The 21,894-nt window shown below is 73.3% G+C and carries 20 protein-coding genes; 10 read left to right on the top strand and 10 right to left on the bottom strand.

Annotated elements, in window-relative coordinates; translation table 11 throughout:
- Window positions 1–7 precede the first annotated feature (7 nt).
- The 8 genes from ACZ466_RS13845 to ACZ466_RS13810 all read right to left on the bottom strand — a co-directional run bounded on the left by ACZ466_RS13845 (window position 8) and on the right by ACZ466_RS13810 (window position 9,557).
- Window positions 8–2,107 (bottom strand): PQQ-dependent sugar dehydrogenase, encoded by a 2,100-nt coding sequence (locus tag ACZ466_RS13845; RefSeq protein ID WP_378280792.1) that lies wholly within the window; start codon window positions 2,105–2,107, stop codon window positions 8–10.
- A gap of 87 nt (window positions 2,108–2,194) precedes the next feature.
- Entirely contained in the window at window positions 2,195–3,640 is a 1,446-nt protein-coding gene (locus ACZ466_RS13840) for a purine-cytosine permease family protein (RefSeq protein ID WP_378280793.1), read from the bottom strand.
- Window positions 3,637–4,452 carry a sugar phosphate isomerase/epimerase family protein gene (locus tag ACZ466_RS13835; RefSeq protein WP_378280794.1) on the bottom strand — a complete coding sequence of 272 codons (816 nt, stop codon included), beginning with the start codon at window positions 4,450–4,452 and terminating at the stop codon, window positions 3,637–3,639. Before ACZ466_RS13835 ends, ACZ466_RS13840 begins: the two co-directional genes overlap by 4 nt.
- Complete coding sequence (locus tag ACZ466_RS13830) at window positions 4,449–5,606, bottom strand: dihydrodipicolinate synthase family protein (protein ID WP_378280795.1); 1,158 nt, start codon at window positions 5,604–5,606, stop codon at window positions 4,449–4,451. The genes ACZ466_RS13835 and ACZ466_RS13830 overlap by 4 nt, the downstream gene beginning before the upstream one ends.
- Window positions 5,603–6,751, bottom strand: a complete 1,149-nt coding sequence (locus ACZ466_RS13825) for a Gfo/Idh/MocA family protein (RefSeq protein WP_378280796.1) — start codon at window positions 6,749–6,751, stop codon at window positions 5,603–5,605. The genes ACZ466_RS13830 and ACZ466_RS13825 overlap by 4 nt, the downstream gene beginning before the upstream one ends.
- A gap of 47 nt (window positions 6,752–6,798) precedes the next feature.
- A complete protein-coding gene (locus ACZ466_RS13820) occupies window positions 6,799–7,629 on the bottom strand; it encodes an ABC transporter ATP-binding protein (RefSeq protein ID WP_378280797.1) in 831 nt (276 codons plus the stop codon).
- A gap of 20 nt (window positions 7,630–7,649) precedes the next feature.
- Entirely contained in the window at window positions 7,650–8,672 is a 1,023-nt protein-coding gene (locus ACZ466_RS13815) for an ABC transporter substrate-binding protein (RefSeq protein WP_378280798.1), read from the bottom strand.
- Between the two features lie 15 nt (window positions 8,673–8,687).
- Window positions 8,688–9,557, bottom strand: coding sequence for an ABC transporter permease (locus ACZ466_RS13810; RefSeq protein ID WP_378280799.1), 870 nt, complete (start codon window positions 9,555–9,557; stop codon window positions 8,688–8,690).
- Window positions 9,558–9,712: 155 nt separating this feature from the next.
- Here ACZ466_RS13810 and ACZ466_RS13805 point away from each other — a divergent pair, with 155 nt between their 5' ends.
- Window positions 9,713–10,828, top strand: coding sequence for a LacI family DNA-binding transcriptional regulator (locus tag ACZ466_RS13805; RefSeq protein ID WP_378280800.1), 1,116 nt, complete (start codon window positions 9,713–9,715; stop codon window positions 10,826–10,828).
- Window positions 10,825–11,985, top strand: coding sequence for a mandelate racemase/muconate lactonizing enzyme family protein (locus ACZ466_RS13800; protein ID WP_378280801.1), 1,161 nt, complete (start codon window positions 10,825–10,827; stop codon window positions 11,983–11,985). Before ACZ466_RS13805 ends, ACZ466_RS13800 begins: the two co-directional genes overlap by 4 nt.
- A gap of 57 nt (window positions 11,986–12,042) precedes the next feature.
- On the opposite strand, the gene ACZ466_RS13795 is transcribed toward ACZ466_RS13800, so the two are convergent.
- Window positions 12,043–12,186, bottom strand: a complete 144-nt coding sequence (locus ACZ466_RS13795) for a hypothetical protein (RefSeq protein WP_378280802.1) — start codon at window positions 12,184–12,186, stop codon at window positions 12,043–12,045.
- A 306-nt stretch (window positions 12,187–12,492) separates the two neighbouring features.
- Between ACZ466_RS13795 and ACZ466_RS13790 the strand changes: the two genes are divergently transcribed.
- Both ACZ466_RS13790 and ACZ466_RS13785 read left to right on the top strand, forming a co-directional pair.
- Window positions 12,493–13,347 (top strand): DUF2637 domain-containing protein, encoded by an 855-nt coding sequence (locus ACZ466_RS13790; protein WP_378280803.1) that lies wholly within the window; start codon window positions 12,493–12,495, stop codon window positions 13,345–13,347.
- Between the two features lie 131 nt (window positions 13,348–13,478).
- Window positions 13,479–14,618 (top strand): hypothetical protein, encoded by a 1,140-nt coding sequence (locus ACZ466_RS13785; RefSeq protein WP_378280804.1) that lies wholly within the window; start codon window positions 13,479–13,481, stop codon window positions 14,616–14,618.
- Between the two features lie 8 nt (window positions 14,619–14,626).
- Here ACZ466_RS13785 and ACZ466_RS13780 read toward each other — a convergent pair whose 3' ends face one another.
- A complete protein-coding gene (locus tag ACZ466_RS13780; RefSeq protein WP_378280805.1) occupies window positions 14,627–15,850 on the bottom strand; it encodes a PucR family transcriptional regulator in 1,224 nt (407 codons plus the stop codon).
- Between the two features lie 146 nt (window positions 15,851–15,996).
- Here ACZ466_RS13780 and ACZ466_RS13775 point away from each other — a divergent pair, with 146 nt between their 5' ends.
- From ACZ466_RS13775 to ACZ466_RS13750, 6 genes are all read left to right on the top strand, one after another.
- Window positions 15,997–16,344, top strand: coding sequence for a phage holin family protein (locus ACZ466_RS13775; protein ID WP_378280806.1), 348 nt, complete (start codon window positions 15,997–15,999; stop codon window positions 16,342–16,344).
- A 71-nt stretch (window positions 16,345–16,415) separates the two neighbouring features.
- A complete protein-coding gene (locus tag ACZ466_RS13770; RefSeq protein ID WP_378280807.1) occupies window positions 16,416–17,027 on the top strand; it encodes a 2Fe-2S iron-sulfur cluster-binding protein in 612 nt (203 codons plus the stop codon).
- A complete protein-coding gene (locus tag ACZ466_RS13765) occupies window positions 17,024–18,040 on the top strand; it encodes an FAD binding domain-containing protein (protein ID WP_378280808.1) in 1,017 nt (338 codons plus the stop codon). Before ACZ466_RS13770 ends, ACZ466_RS13765 begins: the two co-directional genes overlap by 4 nt.
- Window positions 18,037–20,097 carry a xanthine dehydrogenase family protein molybdopterin-binding subunit gene (locus ACZ466_RS13760; protein ID WP_378280809.1) on the top strand — a complete coding sequence of 687 codons (2,061 nt, stop codon included), beginning with the start codon at window positions 18,037–18,039 and terminating at the stop codon, window positions 20,095–20,097. The genes ACZ466_RS13765 and ACZ466_RS13760 overlap by 4 nt, the downstream gene beginning before the upstream one ends.
- 73 nt (window positions 20,098–20,170) lie before the next feature.
- On the top strand, window positions 20,171–21,070 hold the full coding sequence (locus tag ACZ466_RS13755; protein WP_378280810.1) for an oxygenase MpaB family protein: 900 nt from the start codon (window positions 20,171–20,173) through the stop codon (window positions 21,068–21,070).
- 12 nt (window positions 21,071–21,082) lie between these two features.
- Window positions 21,083–21,775, top strand: coding sequence for a TetR/AcrR family transcriptional regulator (locus ACZ466_RS13750; RefSeq protein ID WP_378280811.1), 693 nt, complete (start codon window positions 21,083–21,085; stop codon window positions 21,773–21,775).
- Window positions 21,776–21,894 lie beyond the last annotated feature (119 nt).

Raw genomic sequence — 21,894 nt, 5'->3', positions numbered from 1 at the left:
GCGGGGACTACTGGGCGGGGGTGCCGGTGACGGTCAGGTCGCGCAGGCGCCCGACGTTGTCGAACGAGCCGAAGCCCACCCGGCCGGAGCCGAACGTGGTGTCCACGGCCGTCATGATCGGCTTGCGGCCGCCGTCCACGTACACCGCGATCTCGCCGGTGCCGGCGCAGTGCTCGACCTGGACGTCGTGCCAGGCGGCGTCCTTGATCGCGGGCGGCGCGCCCTTCGGCGCCTGCCGGTTCCCGTTCCACTGCCCGTCGATGCGCAGCCGGTCCGCGTTGTTCACCACGAAGATCCCGTTGTGCGGGTAGATCGTGTTGTCGCTGGACAGGTGGGCGTAGTAGAACTCGGTGTCCGACTTATAGCCGAAGACGATGATCACGTCGCGGTTGCTGACCTCGACCGGGGTGTCCAGCCTGACCTTGGCGTCGATCCGGCTGGAGCCGACCGCCGGGCCCTTCTGGAGCACCGCGTACTCGAACGGGCGGCGCGGTCCGGGCCGCTCGGCGCCGGCCTCGGCCAGGACGACCTGCCCGTTCTCGAACCGCCACTTGGACGGGGTGACCGGCGTCCAGTCACCGGCCCTGGTCGCGTGGCTCACCCGTACCGGACCGGTCTTGCAGTCGGCGAACGTCCGGGTCCCGACGATCTTCCAGATCTTGCCGTTGGCCTTGGCGAGCAGGTACGGCTCGCCCTTGGCGTCCATGCCGAACCGCAGGTCGACCCGGTTGTCCCCGGCGAGCTGCCGCATCGTGACGGGGTTGCCGGCGGTGTCGTAGGCGGCCAGCTGGTAGATCTGCGCGCGCTTCTGCCCGGTGGGGTCGCGCCGCATGTCCCGCTCCTCGGTGTAGAGGAGCCGGCCGTCGACGATGTCGGTGAACAGGTACTTGCCGCGCAGCGCGGGCAGGTGGCCGCCGCGGTAGACGTAGCCGCCGGAGATGGCGTGGCCGCTGTCGGACGTGCACGAGTGGCCGACCGGCGGGTCGTGGTCGTAGGCGGCCAGCGGGTACTCGTAGCCGTTCTTGATGTCGTCGGCGGGCAGCGGGTAGAGGAAGCAGCGGTCCGCCTTGTCGAAGCGGAACGCGCCCTCACGCTCGCTCCAGCCCAGGTTGCTGCCGGGCGAGATCTGGTGGATCGACTCGATGGCGTGCTCGCCGATGTGCGCCAGGAACATCCGCTTGGAGCCCTTGGTGTCCCAGCTGAAGCGGTGCGGGTCGCGCATGCCGTGGGCGTAGATCTCGCCGACCTTGCCCGCCTGGCCCGCGTACGGGTTGTCGGCGGGAATGCCGTACTTGCCGTTGGCGCTGTCGTTCCCGGCCGGGTCGATGCGCAGGATCTTGCCCTGCGGGACGCCGAGGTTCTGCGGGTCGCCGCCGTTGTCGCCGACGTTGCCGTTGCCGCCGTCGCCGACCGCCATGTAGAGCTTGCCGTAGTCGGCGTCGCCGGGCCGGGCGTTGGGGCTGAAGTCGATCTGCTGGATGCCGTGGATGCGTCCGGAGAACCCGACGCGCAGCAGCTCCCGACGGGTGCCCTGGAAGGTGTCGGAGGACGGGTCGGTGGCCGTCCACTCGTCCACGACGCCGTGGTAGGCGGTCCTGGGCTGCGGCGTGAGGTCGGGCGTCTTGGTCTTCAGCGCCTCGCCGGCCTCGACGTGGACGGTGTAGAACTTGCCGTTCTTCTTGAACTCGGGGTGGAAGGCCGTGAAGCCGAAGCCCTGGCCGAGCCCCTGGGCGGAGAAGAAGTCCGGCGCGAAGGTGGCCCCGACGTCCAGGTAGACCTTCTGCTCCTTGGTCTTACCGTCGAGGAAGTACAGCTTTCCGTTGAGGTCGGGGACGAACAGCCGTCCCGAGCCGTCGGGGATCTCGCCCACGTAGTTGATGCGGTTGTGCCGCTTCAGCCGCGGGTCGGTCACCAGCTCGGGCGGAGTCGGCTCGGACTTGGGCAACTGGGCGACTTCCTGGAGGACGAGGCCCATCCCGGCGGGCGCCGGGTCGTCCGGGATCGGATCCTTGATCGGGCCGTCGTCGCGCGCCGTGGCGGGCGGCACCGCCAGCAGCGACGCCGCGAGGGCGAGGATCGTCGGTACGGACCATCTCAGTCTGGTCATTCCGGCCGTCCAAAGGGGGGTGGCGAGTTGGCTGGAAAGCGCTTTCTGGAAGCGCTTTCATGAACGTACGAGGAACCTTCCGGCCCGTCAAGAACGAATTCGGCGTGTTCCGCGCGCTCGTGTGAGCGTGCTGTGCGCGACCGTGGCCAGCGACGACACCGCCAGCCCGGCCGGCGCCGCCGCCGTGAACCCGGCCAGCGTCAGGCCGAGCGCCAGGGCCGCCCCCGGCGCCCACAACCACGTCGACACGTACCGCCGCGCCCCGCCCGCCGGCGGTGCGTCCGCCGAACGCGCGACCGCGCCGTCCGCGCCGTCCGTGTCCGGAGGCGTCGCGTTCGCGGGCGGAGCGTGCGCCGTCGCCCGCACCCGCCGCCGCGCTCCGCGTGAGGGCGCCCCGCCACGCTCCCCGGCGGGCACGTCCGTGTTGGCGGCCCCGTCGGTGCTGCGCTCTGGGTATGGGCGCGGGTCCGTGCGGGGAGGCGCCCCTTCGCTGAGGGCGCGGCGGGCGCGGTGGCGGCGGAGGGCCTCGGCGGTCATGGGCGGGATCAGGGCCGGGAGGACGGCGGCCAGGATCGTGAGCCAGGTCAGCAGCAGCCGGTCCACCCGGACGGCCGCCAGCACGGTCCCCGGCACGGCCAGCACGAGCACCGCCGCCCAGTCCGGCAGCCGCGGCGAGAACCGGCGCACCGCGAAGACGCCCGAGTGCACCGCGGCCAGCGTCGGCGCGATCACCGAGGCCGCCACGAACAGGTTCGCGACCGGCAGTCCCTCCGGACCGGCCAGCACCGCGACCACGTCGGTGGAGCCGCTGGAGGCCGCCAGCCCCGCCCCGACGACGGTCGCCGCCAGCGCCGGGCCGACCAGCAGCCCCACGCACCACCACAGGTCGCCGCGGCCGCGCAGCCCCACGGTGAAGTCGGGCGCGCGCACCGCGAACACCGACACGTAGCCGATGTACCCGGCCAGGTCGGCGGCCAGGACGAGCGGCGAGCCGCCCGGGGACAGCGTCACCGGCGGGGACGGCGGCGCGAGCCGTACCGCCACCACCGCGATCAGCGCGATCGCGATCAGCGTGGTCGCCAGCGCGACGGCGTTCCACCGGCCGCCCCCGGCCAGCAGCACCGCCACGATCGGCACCGTCAGCACCAGCACGCCCGCGACGTCGGGAACGCCGGTCAGCGCGGCGACCGCCCCGCCGCCCAGCCCGACGTTGAACCCGAACCAGCCGATCATGGCGAGGGCCAGCAGCCCGGTGACCGCGCGGTCGGTGACGGGCGGCAGGTAGCGCGGCGACAGCTCGGCGAGCGTGGCGTTCTCGCCCTCGGGAGGGCGCAGCCCGCGCCGGCCCTGGGCGGCCAGCAGCGCGCACATGACGATCCCGCCCGCCACCAGCACCACCAGCGGCAGGGCGCCGTCGTGCCGCCCGCCGACCTGGGCGCCCAGCACCAGCGTGCCGGGCGCGGTGCCGATGCCGAGCCACGCCCCGGCCGAGTTCCGCCAGCTCCGGCCCTCCGCCGCCGCCGTGCCGGTCACACCACGTGCTCCGCGAAGCGGTCCAGGGTGAGGGTGAGGGCGTCGGGGCCGGGCATCGCCCACAGTTCCTCGTTGAAGATCTCGACCTCGATGGGGCCGGTGTAGCCGGTGGCCTCCACCGCCTCGCGGAAGCGGCGCAGCTCGACGCAGCCGTCGCCGAGCATGCCGCGTCCCGTCAGCACGCCCTCGGGCAGCGGCGTGACCCAGTCGGCCACCTGGAAGACGGCCAGCCGGTCCTCGGCCCCGGCGCGGGCGATGTCGTCGTAGGCGGCCGTGTCCCACCACAGGTGGTAGGTGTCGATGACGACGCCGACCTGCTCCGGGGGGTGCGGGGCGGCGAGGTCGAGCGCCTGGCCGAGGGTGGAGACGACGCACCGGTCCGACGCGTACATCGGGTGCAGGGGCTCGATGGCCAACTGGACGTTGTGGCTTCCCGCGTAGGGCGCCAGCTCCGCCAGACACTCGGCCACCCGTGCACGCGCAGCGTCGATGTCGCGTGAACCCTCGGGCAGGCCACCGCTCACCAGGACGAGCACAGGAGTGCCCAGTTCGGCGGCCTCCTCGATGGCGCGGCGGTTCTCGGCGATGGCGTCCTTCTCCTGGAAGAACCCTCCGCGGCACAGGGACGTGACGGTCAGCCCCTCGTCGCCCATCAGTTTCGCCGTACGGGCCAGGCCGTACTCCGCGACGGGCTCCCGCCACAGGCCCACGCCACGGACGCCCCTGGCGACGCAGCCGGACACGAGGTCGGGGATAGGCCAGTGCCGTGTCGTCCACTGGTTGAGGCTGAATCGCGGATCGGGAACGGTCACTGGGGCACCCCCTGGACGGTCAGCCAGGCCCGCATGCGGGACGCGGCGAGTTCGGGGTCGGGCAGCAGACCGGCGGCGTCGGCGAGCTGGAACAGGCGCACCAGATGCGGGACGGACCGCGCGCTCTCCAGGCCGCCCACCATGCGGAAGTGCCGCTGGTGGCCCGCCAGCCACGCCAGGAACACCACACCGGTCTTGTAGTAGTAGGTCGGGGTCTCGAAGATGTGGCGCGCGAGCGGCAGCGTGGGGGAGAAGACCTCCTCGTACGTGGCGAGGTCGCCTTCGTCCAGCGCGTGCAGGGCCGTCGCGGCCGCGGGGGCGATCGGGTCGAAGATGCCCAGGAGGGCGTCGCTGTGGCCCTGGTCGTCACCGCGGATGAGGTCCGGGTAGTTGAAGTCGTCACCCGTGTAGAGGCGCACGGACGCGGGCAGGCGGCGCCGGATGGCGATCTCGCGGTCCGCGTCCAGCAGCGAGACCTTGATGCCGTCCACCTTCGACTCGTGCTCCGCGATGATCGACAGGACGGCGTCGGCGGCCGCGTCGAGATCGGCCGCGCCCCAGTAGCCCTCCAGCGCCGGATCGAACATCGGGCCGAGCCAGTGCAGGATCGCCGGGCGGTCGAGCTGGCCCAGCAGCCGCCCGTACACCTTCGCGTAGTCCTCCGGGCCCGTGGCCGAGGCCGTGAGCTGGCGGCTGGCCATGAGGATCGGCACCGCGCCGGCTTCCGCCACCACCGCGAGCTGCTCCTCGTACGCGGCGGCCACCCGGTCCAGGGACGTCGGCCCCGGCTCCAGCTGGTCGGTGCCCGCGCCGCAGGCGATCAGCCCGCCGTGCGCCCGCGCCTCCGCCCCGCTGCGCCTGATCAGCTCCTTCGTGGTCTCCCACTCCAGGCCCATCCCGCGCTGCGCGGTGTCCATCGCCTCCGCCACGCCGAGCCCGTACGACCACAGGTGGCGGCGGAACGCCAGCGTCGTGTCCCAGTCCAGCGAGGAGCGTTCCGAGAACGGGTCCGGGACGACGTGCGCCGCCGCGAACGCCGCCCGCGACCGGGCCGGACCCGCCGGCCGCGCGAACGCCCGCGGCTCCCCCAGCGCGTACGGGACCAGCGACCCGTCCGCCGCCGGCAGGTCCAGCTTGACCGCCGCCGATGTCATCGGGTCAGCTCCGGCACCTCGAGCCGCCGCCCCTCGCGCCACGCCTTCAGCCCCAGCTCGGCCAGCTGCACGCCCCGCGCGCCCGCGTAGAAGTCCCACGGGAACTCCCCGTCGTCGGCGACATGCCGCAGGAACATCTCCCACTGCACCTTGAAGCCGTTGTCGAACTCCTCGTTGTCGGGGACCTCCTGCCACTGGCCGCGGAAGTCGTGCGTGGCGGGCAGGTCGGGGTTCCACACCGGCTTGGGCGTCATCGAACGGTGCTGGACGCGGCAGCGCCGCAGGCCCGCCACGGCGCTGCCCTCGGTCCCGTCCACCTGGAACTCCACCAGCTCGTCCCGGAACACCCGGGTCGTCCAGGAGGAGTTGATCTGCGCGACGATCCCGCCCTCCAGCTCGAAGATCCCGTACGCGGCGTCGTCGGCGGTGGCCTCGTACGGCTTGCCGTGCTCGTCCACCCGCTCGGGGATGTGCGTGGCGCCCAGCGCCTGCACCGACCGGACCGGCGCGATCGCGTCCAGCACGTACCGCCAGTGGGCGAACATGTCGAGGATGATGCCGCCGCCGTCCTCGGCCCGGTAGTTCCAGCTCGGCCGCTGCGCCTCCTGCCAGTCGCCCTCGAACACCCAGTAGCCGAACTCGCCCCGCACCGACAGCACGCGGCCGAAGAACCCGCCGTCCATCAGGCGCTTCAGCTTGCGCAGCCCCGGCAGGAACAGCTTGTCCTGGACGACGCCGTGCCGGATGCCAGCCGCGTCGGCCAGCCGGGCCAGCTCCAGCGCCTCATCCAGGTCCTCGGCCAGCGGCTTCTCGGTGTAGACGTGCTTGCCCGCCTCGATCGCCGCGCGGATCGCCGGGACCCGGGCCGAGGTGATCTGGGCGTCGAAGTAGATCTCGACGCCGGGCCGTGCCAGGGCCTCGGCCAGATCGGTCGTGAAGGCGTCCAGCCCGTGCTTCTCGGCCAGCGTGCGCAGCTTGTCCTCGCTGCGCCCGACCAGCACCGGCTCCGGCCACAGCAGGGTGCCGTCGGCCAGCGGCAGCCCGCCCTGTTCCCGGATCGCCAGGATCGAGCGGAGTAGATGCTGGCGGTACCCCATGCGGCCGGTGACGCCGTTCATGACGATCCCGATGGACCTGCGTGCCATCCCGTTCCTTCTTTCGTATGTGTGCGGGGAGCCGTCGGCGGGCGCGTCTATTCGACGGCCGCGCCGGCCCCCAGAAGCTCGCGGATGCGGCCCGCGACGCTCGCGAACTCCGGCATGGCCAGGGTGGCGGCGTACTCGCGCTCGGCGGGCAGGTCGACGTCGATGATCTCCCTGATGGTGCCCGGCCGGTCGCTCATCACCACCACCCGGTTGGCCAGGAAGACCGCCTCCGGGATCGAGTGCGTGACCAGCAGCACGGTGGTGCGGGTGGTCCGCCAGATCCGGTTCATCTCGATGTTGAGCTGCTCGCGGGTGAGGGCGTCCAGCGCGCCGAACGGCTCGTCCATCAGCAGCACCGGCGGCTCGTGCAGCAGTGCGCGGCACAGCGCCACCCGCTGCTGCATGCCGCCCGACAGCTCGTGCGGCAGGGCGTCCTCGAAGCCGGACAGCCCGGTCATCTCGATCAGCTCGGCGGTGCGGCGCCGGGCCTGCTCGCCCGGCATCCTGCGCATCTCCGCCTGGAGCAGGATGTTGCGGCGGGCGCTGCGCCACTCCAGCAGCGCGGCGCGCTGGAACACGTACCCGATGTCGTGCCGCGGCCCGGCCACCTTCTCGCCGTTCAGCCGCACCGTGCCGGTGGTGGGCTTGAGCAGCCCGGCCACCATCTTCAGCAGCGTCGACTTGCCGCAGCCGGACGGGCCGACGATCGCGACGAACTCGCCCATCGGCACGTCCAGCGACACCTCGCGCAGCGCCGTGACGTCGCGCTTGCGGGTGCGGAAGCGCACGGCCACCTCGTCGATGCGGACGGCGGCCTGCTCCGCGGGCCCGGGGTCGCGCCCGGACGCGGTCGTGGAATCGGTCTCCGGCTTGCTCATGATCCTCATCGCTGGTCCCGTCAGCCCTGGGGCGCGGAGTCCGCCTGCCAGTACGTGGCGGGCGGCTGCGCCTTGCCGATGAGGCCGGTCTGGTGGAAGAGGTCGATCGTGCTCTTCCAGTCGGCCTCGGTGTTGACGCCGGGCGTCTTGCCCTGGGTGGCGTCGGTGTGCAGCAGCGTGAGCGTGGTCTTGAACTGCTCGGTGATGACCGGCACCGGCGGCAGCTGGTCGGAGGCTCCGGCCATGGAGGCGACCGCGCCGGCCTCGTCCTTCTGGGCCGCGGTCCAGGACTCGCTGGTGGCGGCGACCATCTTCTTGACCAGGTCGGCGTCGCTCTTGAGCTTGCGCTCGGAGACCATCAGGCCGTTGGAGTAGAAGTTCAGGCCGAACTCGGAGAACCGCAGCGCCGACACCGGCTTCTTGGCCTTGTCCTGCATGATCGGGCCCTGGTCGCTGGCGTAGCCGAGGAGCCCGTCGGCCTTGCCGGAGATGACCGCGGCCATCTTCCCGGCCGGGTCGGTGTTCTGGATCTGGACGTCGCTCTCCGACATGCCGTTCTTCTTCAGGAACGCCGGGAAGGTGCGCGACAGCGCGTCGCCCGCGGTGCCGGCGATCTTCTTGCCCTTGAGGTCGGCCGGCTTCTTGATGTTGGTGGCGTCGAACGCCTGCACCGAGGCCGGGGTGGTCTGGAGGAAGACGCCGATGCTCTTGATCGGCATGCCCTTGTCGACCGCGGCCAGCAGCGCCGGGGTGTCGGCCCAGCCGAAGTCGGTCTGGCCCGCTCCGGTGGCCTGGACGGTCTTCTGCGAGCCCTGCCCGGCCTTGATCTCCAGGTCGATGCCGTGCTTCTCGTAGATCTTCTGCTTGACCCCGTAGTAGAACGGCGCGTGCTCGCCGTAGGGGTACCAGTTCAGGGTCAGCGAGACCTTGGTGAGCTTCTTGCCGTCGGCGCCGGTGGTCTCCTCGGAGCCCCCGCCGCACGCGGTGAGCGCGAGGAGGGGCAGCAGCGCGGTGGTGACGGTCGCGAAGGTGCGGAGTTTCATGGGGTGGTCTCTCCGTCAGTAGGTGGTGGTGACGGCGTCGCCGCGACGGCTGGCGTGCCAGGGGAGAAGGAGGTGCTCGGCCAGTTCGACCAGGACGAACAGGACGACGCCGATCAGTGACATGACCAGCAGGCCGGCGAACAGCATCGGGGTGTCGACGTTGCCGTTGGCCTGCAGGATCACGTAGCCCAGGCCCTCGTTGGCGCCGACGAACTCGCCGACGACGGCGCCGGTGACCGCCAGGGTCACCGCCACCTTGAGCCCGGAGAACAGGTACGGCAGCGAGGCCGGGAAGCGGATCTTGGCGAAGGTCTGCATCGGCCCGGCGCCCATCGTGGCCGACAGCTGGATCATCTCCGGGTCGACCGCCTTCAGGCCGGTGACCATGGAGATGACCACCGGGAAGAACGCGATGAGCACCGCCACCACGATCTTGGGCGTGATGCCGAAGCCCAGCCACACCACGAACAGCGGCGCGATGGCGATCTTCGGGATGACCTGCGCGAACAGCAGGACGGGGTAGAGCGTCTTCTCGACCGTGGTGGAGTACACCATGACCACGGCGGCGGCGATGCCGATGATGACGGCGATCGCGAAGCCGAGCAGGGTCTCGTAGGTGGTGACCCAGGTGTGGTGCGAGAGGTAGGACCACTTCTCGGCCATCAGCGACAGCGTGCTGCCGGGGGACGGCACGAGGTAGGGCTCGACCAGCTCGGCGGCGGTGACCGCCCACCAGGCGGCCAGGCAGGCCAGCAGCAGGCCGACCGGCCGCCAGGACCGTTCGAGCAGGTCGCGGGTGCGCTCGCCCGCGGTGGGGCCGCCGCGCTCGGCGACCCCGGCGGCCGCCGGTCTGGCCGGCGGCGCGGTTGTGGTGCCCTGACTCACCTTGGTACCTCCGTGGTCGGGGACGCGGTCTCACTCGGAAAGCGCATTCTGAAAGCGCTTTCTGATGTACCGTAAGAACGACGAACGGCGCGGTCAAGAGGGCGACCCACCCCAATTGACCGGGAGCGGCGGCTCGAGGCGACGAGGGGGCGGCGATGACGGCGGACGGTGTACGGTCGCCCGACCGGCGGCACGAGCGGCAGAACGACCGGCCGAACGACCGGCAGCACGTCACGCTCCAGGACGTGGCCCGGCAGGCCGGCGTCTCCCTGGCCACCGCCTCCCGCGTCCTCAACGGCACCGCCCAGGTCCGCGCCGACCTCCGCGAGCGCGTGCTGGCCGCCGCGGGCGAGCTGGCCTACACCCCCAACGCGCACGCCCAGGCCCTGGCCAGCTCCAACAGCAAGGTCATCGGCGTCATCTGCCACGACGTCAGCGACCCCTACTTCGCCGCCATCGCCCGCGGCGTCATGCGCACCGCCGCCGACCACGAGCTGCTGGTCATGCTGGCCAGCACCTTCCGCGACCCGGCCCGCGAGATCGAGTACATCGCGACGCTGCGCGCCCAGCGGGCCCGCGCCATCCTGCTGATCGGCTCCGGCTTCGAGGACCGCGACTGGGAGCGCTCGATGGGCGCCGAACTGGACCCCTACCAGCGCGCCGGCGGCCGGGTCGCCGTGGTCAGCCGGCACCGCAGCCTCAAGGTCGACACCGTCCTGCCGCAGAACCGGGAGGGCGCGGCGGCGCTGGCCCGCGCGCTGCTCGACCTGGGCCACCGCGACTTCGCCGTCCTCACCGGGCCCCGCGCGCTCACCACCGTCGCCGACCGGTTCGGCGGGTTCGCCGCCGCGCTCGCCGAGGCCGGGGTGCCGCTGCCCCCCGAACGGATCGTCGAGGCCGGCTTCACCCGCGACGGCGGCTACGCCGCGGCCACCGAGCTGATCCGCCGCGGCACCCTGCCGACCTGCGTCTTCGCCGTCACCGACGTGATGGCGATCGGCGCCCTGGCCGCCTTCCGCGACTCCGGCGTGGACGTCCCCGGCGAGGTGTCGCTGGCCGGGTTCGACGACATCCCGATCGTCCGCGACCTCACCCCGCCGCTCACCACCGTGGCGCTGCCGCTCGACCTGATGGGCGAGCGGGTCATGGAGCTGGCCGTGCGCGAGCCCGCGCCGCGGCGCAGCCGGGTGGAGCGGATGGCGGGCGAGGTCGTCCTGCGCACCAGCACCGCCGCACCGCGCGGCGCCCGAACCGGCGGGAGTCCCCAGTGACCTTGAGCGACCTGAAGATCGAACGCGTCGAGACCTTCGCCGTGGCGCTGCCGACCCGCCGCTCGTTCGGCGTCTCCGGCGGCGCGGTGGCCGTCGCCGGGCGGCCCAGCCTGCGCGTCCTGGTCAAGGTCAGCGCGGACGGCGTGAGCGGCTGGGGCGAGGCCACCCCGATCCCCGCCTGGACGTACGAGACCGCCGAGTCGATCGTCACCACCATCGACCGCTACCTGGCGCCCGCCGTCGCGGGCCGTCCCGCCTGGGATCTGGACGGCGCCTGCGCCGCGGTCGAGCGGGCGGTCAACCGGGGCTTCAGCATCGGCGCGCCGCTGGCCAAGAGCGCCCTGGACACCGCCCTGCACGACCTGCTCGGACGGGCCGCGGGCGTGCCGCTGGGCGTGCTGTGGGGCGCCCGCCGCGCCGAGCGGATCGAGCTGGGCTGGATCGTGTCCGGCCAGTCGCCCGCCGAGGTCGGCGACAGCGTGGCCGAGGGCCGCGGGCTCGGCTACGGCGCGTTCAAGGTCAAGATCGGCCTGCACGACGAGGCGACCGACGCGGCCGTGGTGGAGGCCGTGCGCGAGCACGCGGGCGACACCGCGCCGCTGTGGGTGGACGCCAACCAGGGCTACACCGTGCACGCCGCGCTGCGCATGGCCCGCCGCCTGCACGACGTGGGCGTCACCGCGTTCGAGCAGCCGCTGCCGTCCAACGACGTCGCCGGGCTGCGGCGGCTGCGCGAGACCTGCCCGATCCCGGTCGCGCTGGACGAGAGCCTGCGGCACCCGTCCGATCTGGCGACGTTCGTCCGGCTGGAGGCGATCGACATCGCCATCGCCAAGGTGCAGCGCAGCGGCGGGCTCACGCTCTCCCGCCGCCTGTGCGCGCTGGCCGAGGACTGCGGCGTCCAGCTGATGGGGTCCGGGCTGACCGACTCCGACCTCGGGCTGGCCGCGTCGCTGCACCTGTTCGCCGCGCACGGGATCGACACCCCGGTCGACCTGAACGGCCGCCAGTTCGTGGAGTCGCCGTACGCGGGCCCGACCGTGCGGGTCGAGGGCGGCACCGCCCACGTCCCCGAGGGGCCGGGGCTGGGCGTGGAGGTCGACGAGAAGACCGTCCGGCGCCTCGCCGTGGACGTCCTCACCACCGGCCTGCCGTAACCACCGGGCGAGGGGCCGCGGAGACCGCCGAGGGGGGCGGTTTCCGCGGCCCCCGCATCACTGTCCCGTGCCCTGGTCGTCGGCCGCGGACGCGGTGGAGTCGGCGGGTACGACGGGCCGCTCCTGTTCCGGGTGCTCCGTGGCCTGCGTGGGCCAGGAGGCGAGCTGGGTACGACGGGGATTGGCGAGAGAGGTGCTCACGGTGGTCGCCGTCCTCCTTAGAAAGATGGGCGCGCGTGGTATGCGCTCTCCGGTCAACGCTCCGGAGGAGTAGATCTTCCCGGATACCCCGCCCCTTTCCGCAAAATGGTCTAGACCGCTGGCCCGGAGCCCTGCCGGGGACGGCTCCGGCGCGGGTGGCGTGATGGGGGTCTCAGTCCTGATTTATGGTGATGAGTTCATTACATTATGGAATTACTGACTGGTAGCGGCTTGATCAACATGTCGCATGGGGAGCGGCGCCCTACCGGACCGGTCCAGTGAACTCCAGAAAGGGATATCCCCGACATGAGTCCCGCTTCCACCCCCGTGAACGACATTCGCCGGGGGTACCCGGCGTTGTGGATGCTCGGCCTGATCGTCATGGCCGCGAGCGTCACCGCCTTCGCGGAGTCGTACAACGGCCTGCGCAAGTGGGCCGAGCAGCACCGGGTGACCGGGGTGTGGGCGGACATCTGGCCGCTCCAGGTGGACGCGTTCATCGCGGCCGGGGAGCTCACCCTGCTGCTGTCGGCGCTGTACCTGTGGCCGATCCGGGTCCGGGTGCTGGCCTGGACGGTCAGCCTGACCGGGCTCAGCGTCTCGGTGCTGTGCAACGCGGGCCATGTCGGCGAGCGCGCGAGCGTGGCCGACCACCTGACCGCCGCGCTGCCGCCGGTGGCGGCGATCGCCGGGCTGGTCATCTCGCTCAGCGTGATCAAGCAGGTCACCCTCATGAACCCGAACAGCACGCGCGGCCGGGAGCGGGCCGCCCAGGGGCGGCGCGGCAAGCGCGGGCGCGACGAGGCCGGCGCCGCCGAGCCGGCGGGGGCCGGGTCGGTGACCGTGGAGCAGGTGGCGGCGGAGCCGTCCGCGGTGGAGGCGCCCGCCGAGCCGCCCGCGGTGGAGCGCGCCGCGGAGGAGCGGCCGGTGGAGGCCCTGCCCGCCGGGTGGTGGTCGCGGCGCGGCGCCCAGCGTGGTGCCCGGCAGGGCGCGGAGCAGGGCGCGGAGCAGGGCGGGGAGCAGAGCGCGGAACCGGTCGCGGCGGCCGGCGGGGCCGGGGCGCCGCTGGAGCCCGCGCTGCCGAACGGCGCCGCGGTCGACCCCTCGCCCCAGCCCGACGCGCTCCGCAACCGCTACGACCGTCTCTTCGGCGGCTCCTGACGGCCGGGGGCGGGCCCCGCCCGGCGGCTGGCCGGGTGTGGTCGGCTCCCTCGTCCCACTAACCTCGCCAGCATATTCTGGCGAGGTTTGGTGTTCCGGGGGGCCTGCCGCAACGCACCGAGGAGCCGTCCGTGGCCGACCGACCGAGCACGCCCCGTTCCCCCCTCACCCGCAGGCGCGCGCTCGGCGTGGCGCTGGGCACCGGTGCCGCGCTGGCCGGCGCCGAGACCTTCGCCGGATCCGCCGCGGGCGCCGCACCCCCGCCCGGGACCTGGACGAACGTGCCCCTCCCCGACGGCACCACCCCGCACATGTGGGCCGTGTCCGCCCCGACCCGCCGTACCGCGTTCGCCATCGGCCAGCACTCCTGGGCGCCGGTCGACGTCACCGGCGTCCTGCACTGGGACGGCCGCGCTTGGCGCACCGAGCCCGTCCCGCCGATGCGGTGGAGCTGGTACATGGACCTGGCCGCGGCGCACCCGCGGGCGGCCTGGATCGTCGGGATGGGCCTGGCCGACCAGGTCCCCGCCTCGCTGTACTGGAACGGAGCGCGCTGGCGGACCGCGCCGCTCCCCGTCCAGGGGGCGACCCAGGGATGGCCGGGCGTCGCCGCCGAGCCCGGCGGTACGGCCTGGGCCTACGTGAACGGCCCGTACGCCGTGCCGGATGCGAACGCCCTGCTGCGCTTCGAGCGCGGTGCGTGGGCGCGCAAGCCCTCACCGATCGCGGACGGCGACATCTTCCTCGCGATCGCGGTCCGTTCGCCCCGGGACGTCTGGCTCGGCGCGGTGCCCACCAGCGGCGGCATCGCCTACACCATGCACTGGAACGGCCGGGCATGGCAGCGGTACGACATCCCCGGCTCCTTCTCCCTGGGGAAGATGAGCCTCCTCCCGATCTCGCGGTCGAGCGCTTGGGGCTACTACGCCGAACAGCTGTGGCACTGGGACGGCACCGCATGGTCGAGGGTCGGCCAGGTTCCCCGGTACGGGATGCTCCCCTTCCCGTACGCGGGATCGCTGGTGTCCGACGGGCAGGGCGGCGTCTGGCTGGGCCACCTGGCCGAGGCGACCTCCGGTCGCGCGGGCTACCTGCACTGGGACGGTGCCACGTGGACGACCTTCCTCGGCCCGGCCCGGACGTACCAGGGGCAGACGGTGCAGGCGCAGGTCACCGACATGGCCCCCATCCCCGGAACCAGGTCGATGTGGGCGGTCGGCTACGAGGGCACCGGCCTGCGCCCGTTCATCGAGCGTTTCGACCGGGCCTGAGCCGGCGGTCAGTCGCTGCCGGCCGCGCGGTGCGTGGCGAGCCAGGCGTGCAGGAGCATGTGGAACTCCAGCCGCTGCGCCGGGTCGTAGATGTCGTCGCCGAAGAAGGTCTCCAGCTGCCGCACCCGGTAGCGGATCGTCTGCGCGTGGACCTGGAGCCGGATGGACACCTGCGTGGCGTTGAACCCGCACTCCAGCGAGACCAGGAGCGTCTGGGCGAGCCGGTAGCGCTGCGCCGGGCGCAGCTTCATCAGCGGCGCCAGCCGCCGGGACGCGGCGCGATCCAGCAGCTCCCGGTCCTGCATCATCACCAGGATCGGGATGTGCCGTTCGGCCAGCACCAGCCCGTCGTGGGCGATGACGCCGGCCGCCGCCAGGTCGAGGGCCTGCCGGGCCCACCGCAGCGACTTGGCCAGCTCGGTCAGCGCGACCGTGGGGCCCAGCGCGCCCGCCCGGTCGCGCAGCCCGGAGCGCAGCAGCTGGTGACGTCCGGGCCCGGCCGGGTCCGGGACGACCAGGCAGGGCCGCTCCAGGTGCAGTCCCGGCAGGATCTCGTCGGGCAGCGAGGGCGGGTGCGCGTCGGGGTGCGGTTCCCCAAGGGCGACCGCGGCGACGGTGCGGGGCAGCTGCCACTCGGCGCGGCGGGCGGGTTCGCGGAGGTCGGCCAGCCGCGGCGCGGGTTCGGCGATCAGCAGTTCCAGCAGGGCGCGGCGGCGGTTCTGCCGCTCGCCGACCGCGCGCGCCGCCACCTCGGCGTGGCCCTCGGCGACCACCGCGGCCAGCCGGTCCAGGTAGGACAGCACCGCCTGCGCCACCTGGGCGATCATGCTGGCGGTGACGGGGTGGGCGGAGCGCTCGGACGCCTCGGTGAGCCGCCGCACCGCCACCCCGGCGCCGGTGCGCAGCGCGGCCTGCAGCGGGTCGAGGCTGCGGCCCTCCCGGGCCTCGCCGACCCCGATCTCCCGGAAGAACTCCATGATCTCGGCGGAGGAGGTCCCGGGCTCGGCGATCAGGTCGACGAAATGCCCGATCGACAGCTCGGTGGCGTGGGCCAGCACCTCGGAGTAGCGGGCGTCGTGCGGGCGGGCGTACTCGGGGATCCCGCGCTCGATCTCCGCGACCGCCTCCTTGACGATCTCCGGGACGTGCTTGCGCAGCGACCGGGCCAGGGCGGGCGTGGCGCCCTCGGGGAAGCGCGTCCGGATGTCCAGCAACTGGTCGGATACCTCCATGACCCCGCCTTCTCCGACAACATCCCTCGAATCACTTGTAACTCATCTCACACCTGATTATCGGTCACGCCACCGAAGTCGGTGGTTTGTGGTCCAAGGGTGGGCTTGGTGGTGTTCATCCGTTTCTCCGGGGTAAAGGGCGGGGCATGGCCGAGTCAGCCGAGGAAACGCTGGTCCTCGCCCGATCCGTGATGGACGCCGCCCAGCGAGAGATGTGGTCCAAGGCGCGGCAGCGCGTGCCCGCCGTCCGGTTCGGCGCGCTGGCGGGGACCCTGGGCGTCCTCGCGACGGCCGCCACGTACCGGTTCAACGTGCTGCTGCTGGAGCGCAAGCTGCCGCCCGAGGCCGCCGCGTTCGTCGCCGCCGCCGCGTACGCGGGCGGTGCCGGCTGCGCCGCGGTGGTGGCCGCGCGGCGCTGGCGCGGCCTGCCCGCCCCGCTGCCCACCGAGACCGCCCGCCAGGTCGCCGAGATCCTCGCCGACAGCACCGACTGACCCCGCCGACAGCACCGACTGACCCCGCCCGCGCCCGGGTTACCTGGTCGATCGCGGGTAGGGACGCGTCCATGGAGAGCCCTGAGCAGCCGGGCCCGCCCCGGCCGGTGGTCGCGCGCCCCGTGTCCGCCGAGATCACCTTGACCGTGAACGGCCGCGAGCACCGGATCGCCGTCGACACCCGCTCGTCCCTGCTGGACGTGCTGCGCGAACGGCTCGGCCTGACCGGCGCCAAGAAGGGATGCGACCACGGCCAGTGCGGCGCGTGCACCGTCCTGCTGGACGGGCGGCGCGTCAACGGCTGCCTGGCCCTGGCCGTGGCGCACGACGGCGCCGAGATCGTGACCGTCGAGGGCCTGGCCGCCGAGGGCGACCGGCTCGGGCCACTGCAGGAGGCGTTCGCGGAGTGCGACGCCTTCCAGTGCGGCTACTGCACGCCCGGCCAGCTGTGCTCGGCGACCGGGATGCTGGAGGAGATCGCCGAGGGCGCGCCCAGCGTGGTCACCGGGGATCTTTCGGCCGACGCGGAGCCGACCGACGCCGAGATCCGCGAGCGGATGAGCGGCAACCTGTGCCGCTGCGGCGCGTACGTCAACATCGTCGCGGCGATCCGGCAGGTGGCCGGGGCCCGCGGCGCCGCCAGAGCCGCCGGTGACCGGGAGGAAGCGGGGGTGCCGTCATGAGGCCGTTCGCGTACGAGCGGGCGGGCACCGCCGAGGACGCCGTGGCCCTGCACGGTGACGACGCCCTCTACCTGGGCGGCGGCACCAATCTGGTGGACCTGATGCGGCTGGGCGTGGCCGAGCCGGGCCGGCTGGTGGACGTGACGGGCCTGCCGTACGACCAGGTCCGGGAACGGCCGGCCGGTGACGGCGGGCTGCTCATCGGGGCCGCGGTCCGCAACGGCGACCTGGCGTCCCACCGCGCCGTCCGCGAGCGGTTCCCGATGCTCGCGCAGGCCGTGCTGGCCGGGGCGTCCGGGCAGATCCGCAACGCGGCCACGGTCGGCGGCAACCTGCTGCAGCGCACGCGGTGCTCCTACTTCCAGGACATCGCCAAGCCGTGCAACAAGCGCCGTCCGGGCACGGGCTGCCCGGCCCGGGAGGGCGAGCACCACAACCTGGCGATCCTGGGGCATTCGCCGGAGTGCGTGGCGACGCACCCCTCCGACATGGCGGTCGCGCTGGCCGCCCTGGACGCGCGGGTCCGCGTCAAGGACCGCGTGGGCGAACGGGAGCTTCCGCTGGTGGACGAGGGCGCCCGGTCGCTCTACCGGCTGCCCGGCTCCGAGCCGCAGCGGGACACGACGCTGGACCCCGGCGACCTGATCACCGAGGTGGAGGTGCCGCCGCTCGGCATGCCGTCGCGGTACCGCAAGGTCCGGGAGCGGGCGTCGTTCGCGTTCGCGCTGGTGTCGATCGCGGCGGCCGTGGACGTGGCGGCCGACGGCTCGGTCCGGGACTGCCGGATCGCGCTGGGCGGCGTCGCCCACAAGCCGTGGCGGGCGTGGCGGGCCGAGGAGCGGCTGCGCGGCGGGCCCGCGACCGAGGAGCGCTTCCTCCGCGCCGCCGAGGCCGAGCTGGAGGCCGCCGAGCCGCTGCGCGACAACGGCTACAAGGTGCTGCTGGCGCGCAACCTGATCGCACGGACGCTGGCCGAACTGGCCGAGCCGCAGGGGGAGGGGGAGGGCGCATGACGGCGCTGGACCGGATCGAGGCCCACGACAAGCTGACCGGCCGGGCCCGCTACGCGTTCGAGTACCCGGTGGAGGGCGTGGCCTACGCCTACGCCGTGCAGGCGAACGTCGGCAAGGGCCGGGTGAGGTCCGTGGCGGCGGGGGAGGCGCTGGGGCTGCCGGGGGTCCTGGCCGTGCTGTCGTGCGAGAACGCGCCCGCGCTCAAGCCGGTCGATGACGGCGAGCTGGCGCTGTTCCAGTCCCGCGCGGTGTCCTACCGCGGGCAGCTCGTCGCCGCCGTCGTGGCCGAGACCCTGGAGACGGCGCAGGAGGCCGCGCGCCTCCTGCGCGTCGAGTACGACCCCGAGCCGCACGACGTGCGGATCAGCACCGGCCATCCGACGCTCTACAAGCCGGACAAGGTGAACCCGGCGTTCCCGGCCGACACCGAGCAGGGCGATCCGCTGGGCGCGTTCTCGGCGTGCGCGGTGCAGGTGGACGCGACGTACACGACCCCGGCGCAGCACAACAACCCCATGGAGCCGCACACCTCGCTGGCCCTGTGGGGCGACGACGGCCGCCTGGTGGTCTACGACTCCAACCAGGGCGCCTCGATGGTGCGCGACACCCTCGCCCGGCTGTTCGACCTCGATTCCTCCCGGGTGCGCGTGGTGTCGCCGCACGTGGGCGGCGGTTTCGGGTCGAAGGGGACGCCGCGGCCGAACGTCGTCCTGGCCGCGATGGCGGCGCGGGTGACGGGCCGTCCGGTGAAGTACGCGGTCACGCGGCAGCAGATGTTCGCGACGACCGGCTACCGCACGCCGACGATCCAGCGGCTGCGGCTGGGGGCCGACGCGGAGGGCCGCCTGGGCGCGGTCCTGCACGAGGTGGTCGAGCAGACCTCGACCGTGCGGGAGTTCGCGGAGCAGACCGCGACGCCGACCCGGGTGATGTACGGGGCGCCGAACATGCTCACCTCGCACCGCCTCAACCGCCTGGACGTGCCGTCGCCGTCGTGGATGCGCGCCCCCGGGGAGACCCCCGGCATGTACGCGCTGGAATGCGCGATGGACGAGTTGGCGTACGCCACCGGAATCGACCCGATCGAGCTGCGGATCCGCAACGAGCCCGAGACCGAGCCGATCAGCGGCCTGCCGTTCAGCTCCCGCAACCTGGTGGCCTGCCTGCGGGAGGGCGCCGCCCGCTTCGGCTGGGCGGACCGCGTGCCGATGCCGCACGCGCCCACGGAACGGCGGGGGCCGCGGGGCCGCAAGCTGGTCGGCATGGGCGTGGCCGCGTCCACCTATCCCGGCTACCGCAGCCCCAACCGGGCCTCGGCGAGGCGCGACCCGGACGGCCGCTTCACGGTGCGGATCGCCGCCGCCGACATCGGCACCGGCGCCCGCACCACGCTGACGATCATCGCCGCGGAGGCGCTGGGCGTGGAGCCGTCCCGGGTCACCGTGGAGATCGGGGACAGCGACCTGCCCAGGGCGACGGTCGCGGGCGGGTCGGGCGGCACCGCCGGGTGGGGGACGGCGGTCGTCCGGGCGTGCGAGGCGGTGCTGACGGCGCCCGAGGGAGTCGAGGTGTCGGTGGACACGGCCGAGGAGGTGCGGGCGCAGGAGAAGTACGCCCGGCACGCGTTCGGCGCGCAGTTCGCCGAGGTCGAGGTGGACGCCGACACGGCCGAGATCCGGGTGCGGCGCATGCTGGGCGTCTTCGCGGCGGGCCGGATCATCAACCCGAAGACGGCGCGCTCGCAGTTCATCGGCGGGATGACGATGGGGCTCGGCATGGCGTTGATGGAGGAGAGCGTCATGGACGGCGAGTTCGGCGACTTCGTCAACCGCGACCTCGCCCAGTACCACGTGGCCGCGTGCGCGGACGTGCTCGACATCGAGGCGGCGTGGATCGAGGAGGACGATCCGCACCTCAATCCGATGGGGTCCAAGGGCATCGGGGAGATCGGCATCGTGGGCGCGGCGGCGGCCGTCGCCAACGCCGTCCACCACGCCACCGGCGTCCGGGTGCGGGATCTGCCCATCACCCCGGCAAGGCTGCTGCCCGCGCTCTGACCCTGGACGCGTACGTCCCGCCATGAGATGGTGATACGAAATTCGTGTAAACGTCTCACGGTGGTGATCCGGAATGACCGACCTCGACGTGCGCGACCTCCCGGCGGACGGCCCCGCGGACGGCCCGCGCCGCGCCGCCGGGAGCATCCCCGGCCCCGGCTCCCTCACCTGGCGGTACGCGGGCGACTGGCGCGGCGGGCTCACCGCCCGCGCCACGCTGCTCCTCCAGGTGGCCCATCCCGTGGTGGGCGCGGGCGTCGCCGACCACTCCGGCTTCCTGGAGGACCGCTGGGGGCGCCTGATCCGCACCATGGAGTCCACCTTCGACTTCCTCGGCTACCGGGGCGACGAGCGCGGCCGCGGCGAGGCCGCCCGGCTCCGCGAGATCCACAAGGACATCAAGGGCGTCGACGCGCAGGGCCGCCGCTACCACGCCCTCAACCCCGAGGCGTACCTGTGGGTCCACGCCACCCTCTTCCACGGCATGGTGCAGACCCAGGAGCTGTTCGGGCGGCGGCCCCTCACGCCCGACCGCGAGCGGGCGCTGTTCGCCGAGTGGCGGGAGCTCGCCCTGGCCCTCGGCATCACCGAGCGCCACCTCCCCGCCGGCCCGGACGCCTTCCGCGAGTACTTCGACGCGATGGTGGAGGAGCGGCTGGAGTACAACGACACCGTCCGGCTGCTCATCGACCTCGACCGCAAGCCGCTGCCGCCCCCGCCGCGCTGGCCGCTTCCGGTCTTCGCCTGGTCGGGGATCGCGGTGCCGCCGACCGTGCTGCTCCGCAGGGTCGGCGTGGGTGCGCTGCCGCCCGTCCTGCGGGAACGGTTCCAGCTGCGCTGGACGGCCGCAGACGACCTGCGCTTCCGCGCGTTCGCCCGGTCGATGCGGGCGGCCGACACCGTGATGATCGACGGCCTCCGCCAGTCGCCGATCGCGTCCCGTGCGACGCGCAGGGCCCGGCGCGGCCGCTAGGGTCGGGACGTCATGACCCGAGAACCCGACGCCCCGGACCAGGACCCGGGCCAGGCCCCGGACGAGGGGGAGCGGCCCGTCGAGGTCCTGCTGCGCGGGCTGCTGGCCGGCCCGCCCGGTCAGGACGGCCCCGAGGAGTCCGGGCCGCAGGCCGACCGGATCCTGGACGCGGCGCTGGAGCTGTTCGCGACCTTCGGGCTGCGCCGGACCACCATGGACGACGTCGCCCGCGCCTCCGGCCTCGGCCGCGCCACCATCTACCGGCGCTTCCCCGGCAAGAACGACCTGGTCACCGGGGTGCTGCTGCGCGAGGCCCGGCGCTTCTTCGGCGAGCTCGACCGCTCGGTGGCGGCGTTCACGACGCTGGAGGAGCGCCTGGTCGAGGGGTTCGTGACCACGCTGCGGATCAGCCGCGAGCAGCGGCTGGTGAACCGGCTCATGGTGCTGGAGCCCGAGCTGCTGCTCCCGCACGCGACGGACCGGGCCGGGCCGCTGCTGGCCGCCGCCCGCGGCTACCTGTCCCGGCGCCTGCGCGCCGCGCAGCGCCAGGGCGACGCGGGGCGGCACTTCGACCCCGAGGTGGTCGCCGAGATCCTGGTCCGGCTGACGCACTCCCTGCTGCTCACCCCGGCCGGGCACATTCCGCTGGACGACGAGGGCGCCCGCGCGTTCGCCCGCCGCTACCTGACCCCGATGATCACCTAGCGGGCGGTTCTGTGGGCGACTGCTAAAGCAGCGCCGGACTTCTTGATTCCCGCCCGTTACGGCCGCCCGGTGTCGTGGGCGACAGTCGATCAGGTCTTTCCGTTTCCTGTTCGCCTGCG

This window comes from Actinomadura rugatobispora, from assembly GCF_055379765.1.
The sequence above is the reverse complement of the archived record's forward strand: the minus strand, read 5'-3'. Positions and strand labels throughout refer to the sequence as shown.

Bases quoted from the DNA above. Each gene is read 5' to 3' on its own strand.
- ACZ466_RS13845 (WP_378280792.1), bottom strand. From the start codon at position 2,107: ATGACCAGACTGAGATGGTCCGTACCGACGATCCTCGCCCTCGCGGCG.
- ACZ466_RS13830 (WP_378280795.1), bottom strand. From the start codon at position 5,606: ATGACATCGGCGGCGGTCAAGCTGGACCTGCCGGCGGCGGACGGGTCG.
- ACZ466_RS13825 (WP_378280796.1), bottom strand. From the start codon at position 6,751: ATGGCACGCAGGTCCATCGGGATCGTCATGAACGGCGTCACCGGCCGC.
- ACZ466_RS13820 (WP_378280797.1), bottom strand. From the start codon at position 7,629: ATGAGCAAGCCGGAGACCGATTCCACGACCGCGTCCGGGCGCGACCCC.
- ACZ466_RS13815 (WP_378280798.1), bottom strand. From the start codon at position 8,672: ATGAAACTCCGCACCTTCGCGACCGTCACCACCGCGCTGCTGCCCCTC.
- ACZ466_RS13805 (WP_378280800.1), top strand. From the start codon at position 9,713: ATGACGGCGGACGGTGTACGGTCGCCCGACCGGCGGCACGAGCGGCAG.
- ACZ466_RS13790 (WP_378280803.1), top strand. From the start codon at position 12,493: ATGAGTCCCGCTTCCACCCCCGTGAACGACATTCGCCGGGGGTACCCG.
- ACZ466_RS13780 (WP_378280805.1), bottom strand. From the start codon at position 15,850: ATGGAGGTATCCGACCAGTTGCTGGACATCCGGACGCGCTTCCCCGAG.
- ACZ466_RS13775 (WP_378280806.1), top strand. From the start codon at position 15,997: ATGGCCGAGTCAGCCGAGGAAACGCTGGTCCTCGCCCGATCCGTGATG.
- ACZ466_RS13770 (WP_378280807.1), top strand. From the start codon at position 16,416: ATGGAGAGCCCTGAGCAGCCGGGCCCGCCCCGGCCGGTGGTCGCGCGC.
- ACZ466_RS13765 (WP_378280808.1), top strand. From the start codon at position 17,024: ATGAGGCCGTTCGCGTACGAGCGGGCGGGCACCGCCGAGGACGCCGTG.
- ACZ466_RS13760 (WP_378280809.1), top strand. From the start codon at position 18,037: ATGACGGCGCTGGACCGGATCGAGGCCCACGACAAGCTGACCGGCCGG.
- ACZ466_RS13755 (WP_378280810.1), top strand. From the start codon at position 20,171: ATGACCGACCTCGACGTGCGCGACCTCCCGGCGGACGGCCCCGCGGAC.
- ACZ466_RS13750 (WP_378280811.1), top strand. From the start codon at position 21,083: ATGACCCGAGAACCCGACGCCCCGGACCAGGACCCGGGCCAGGCCCCG.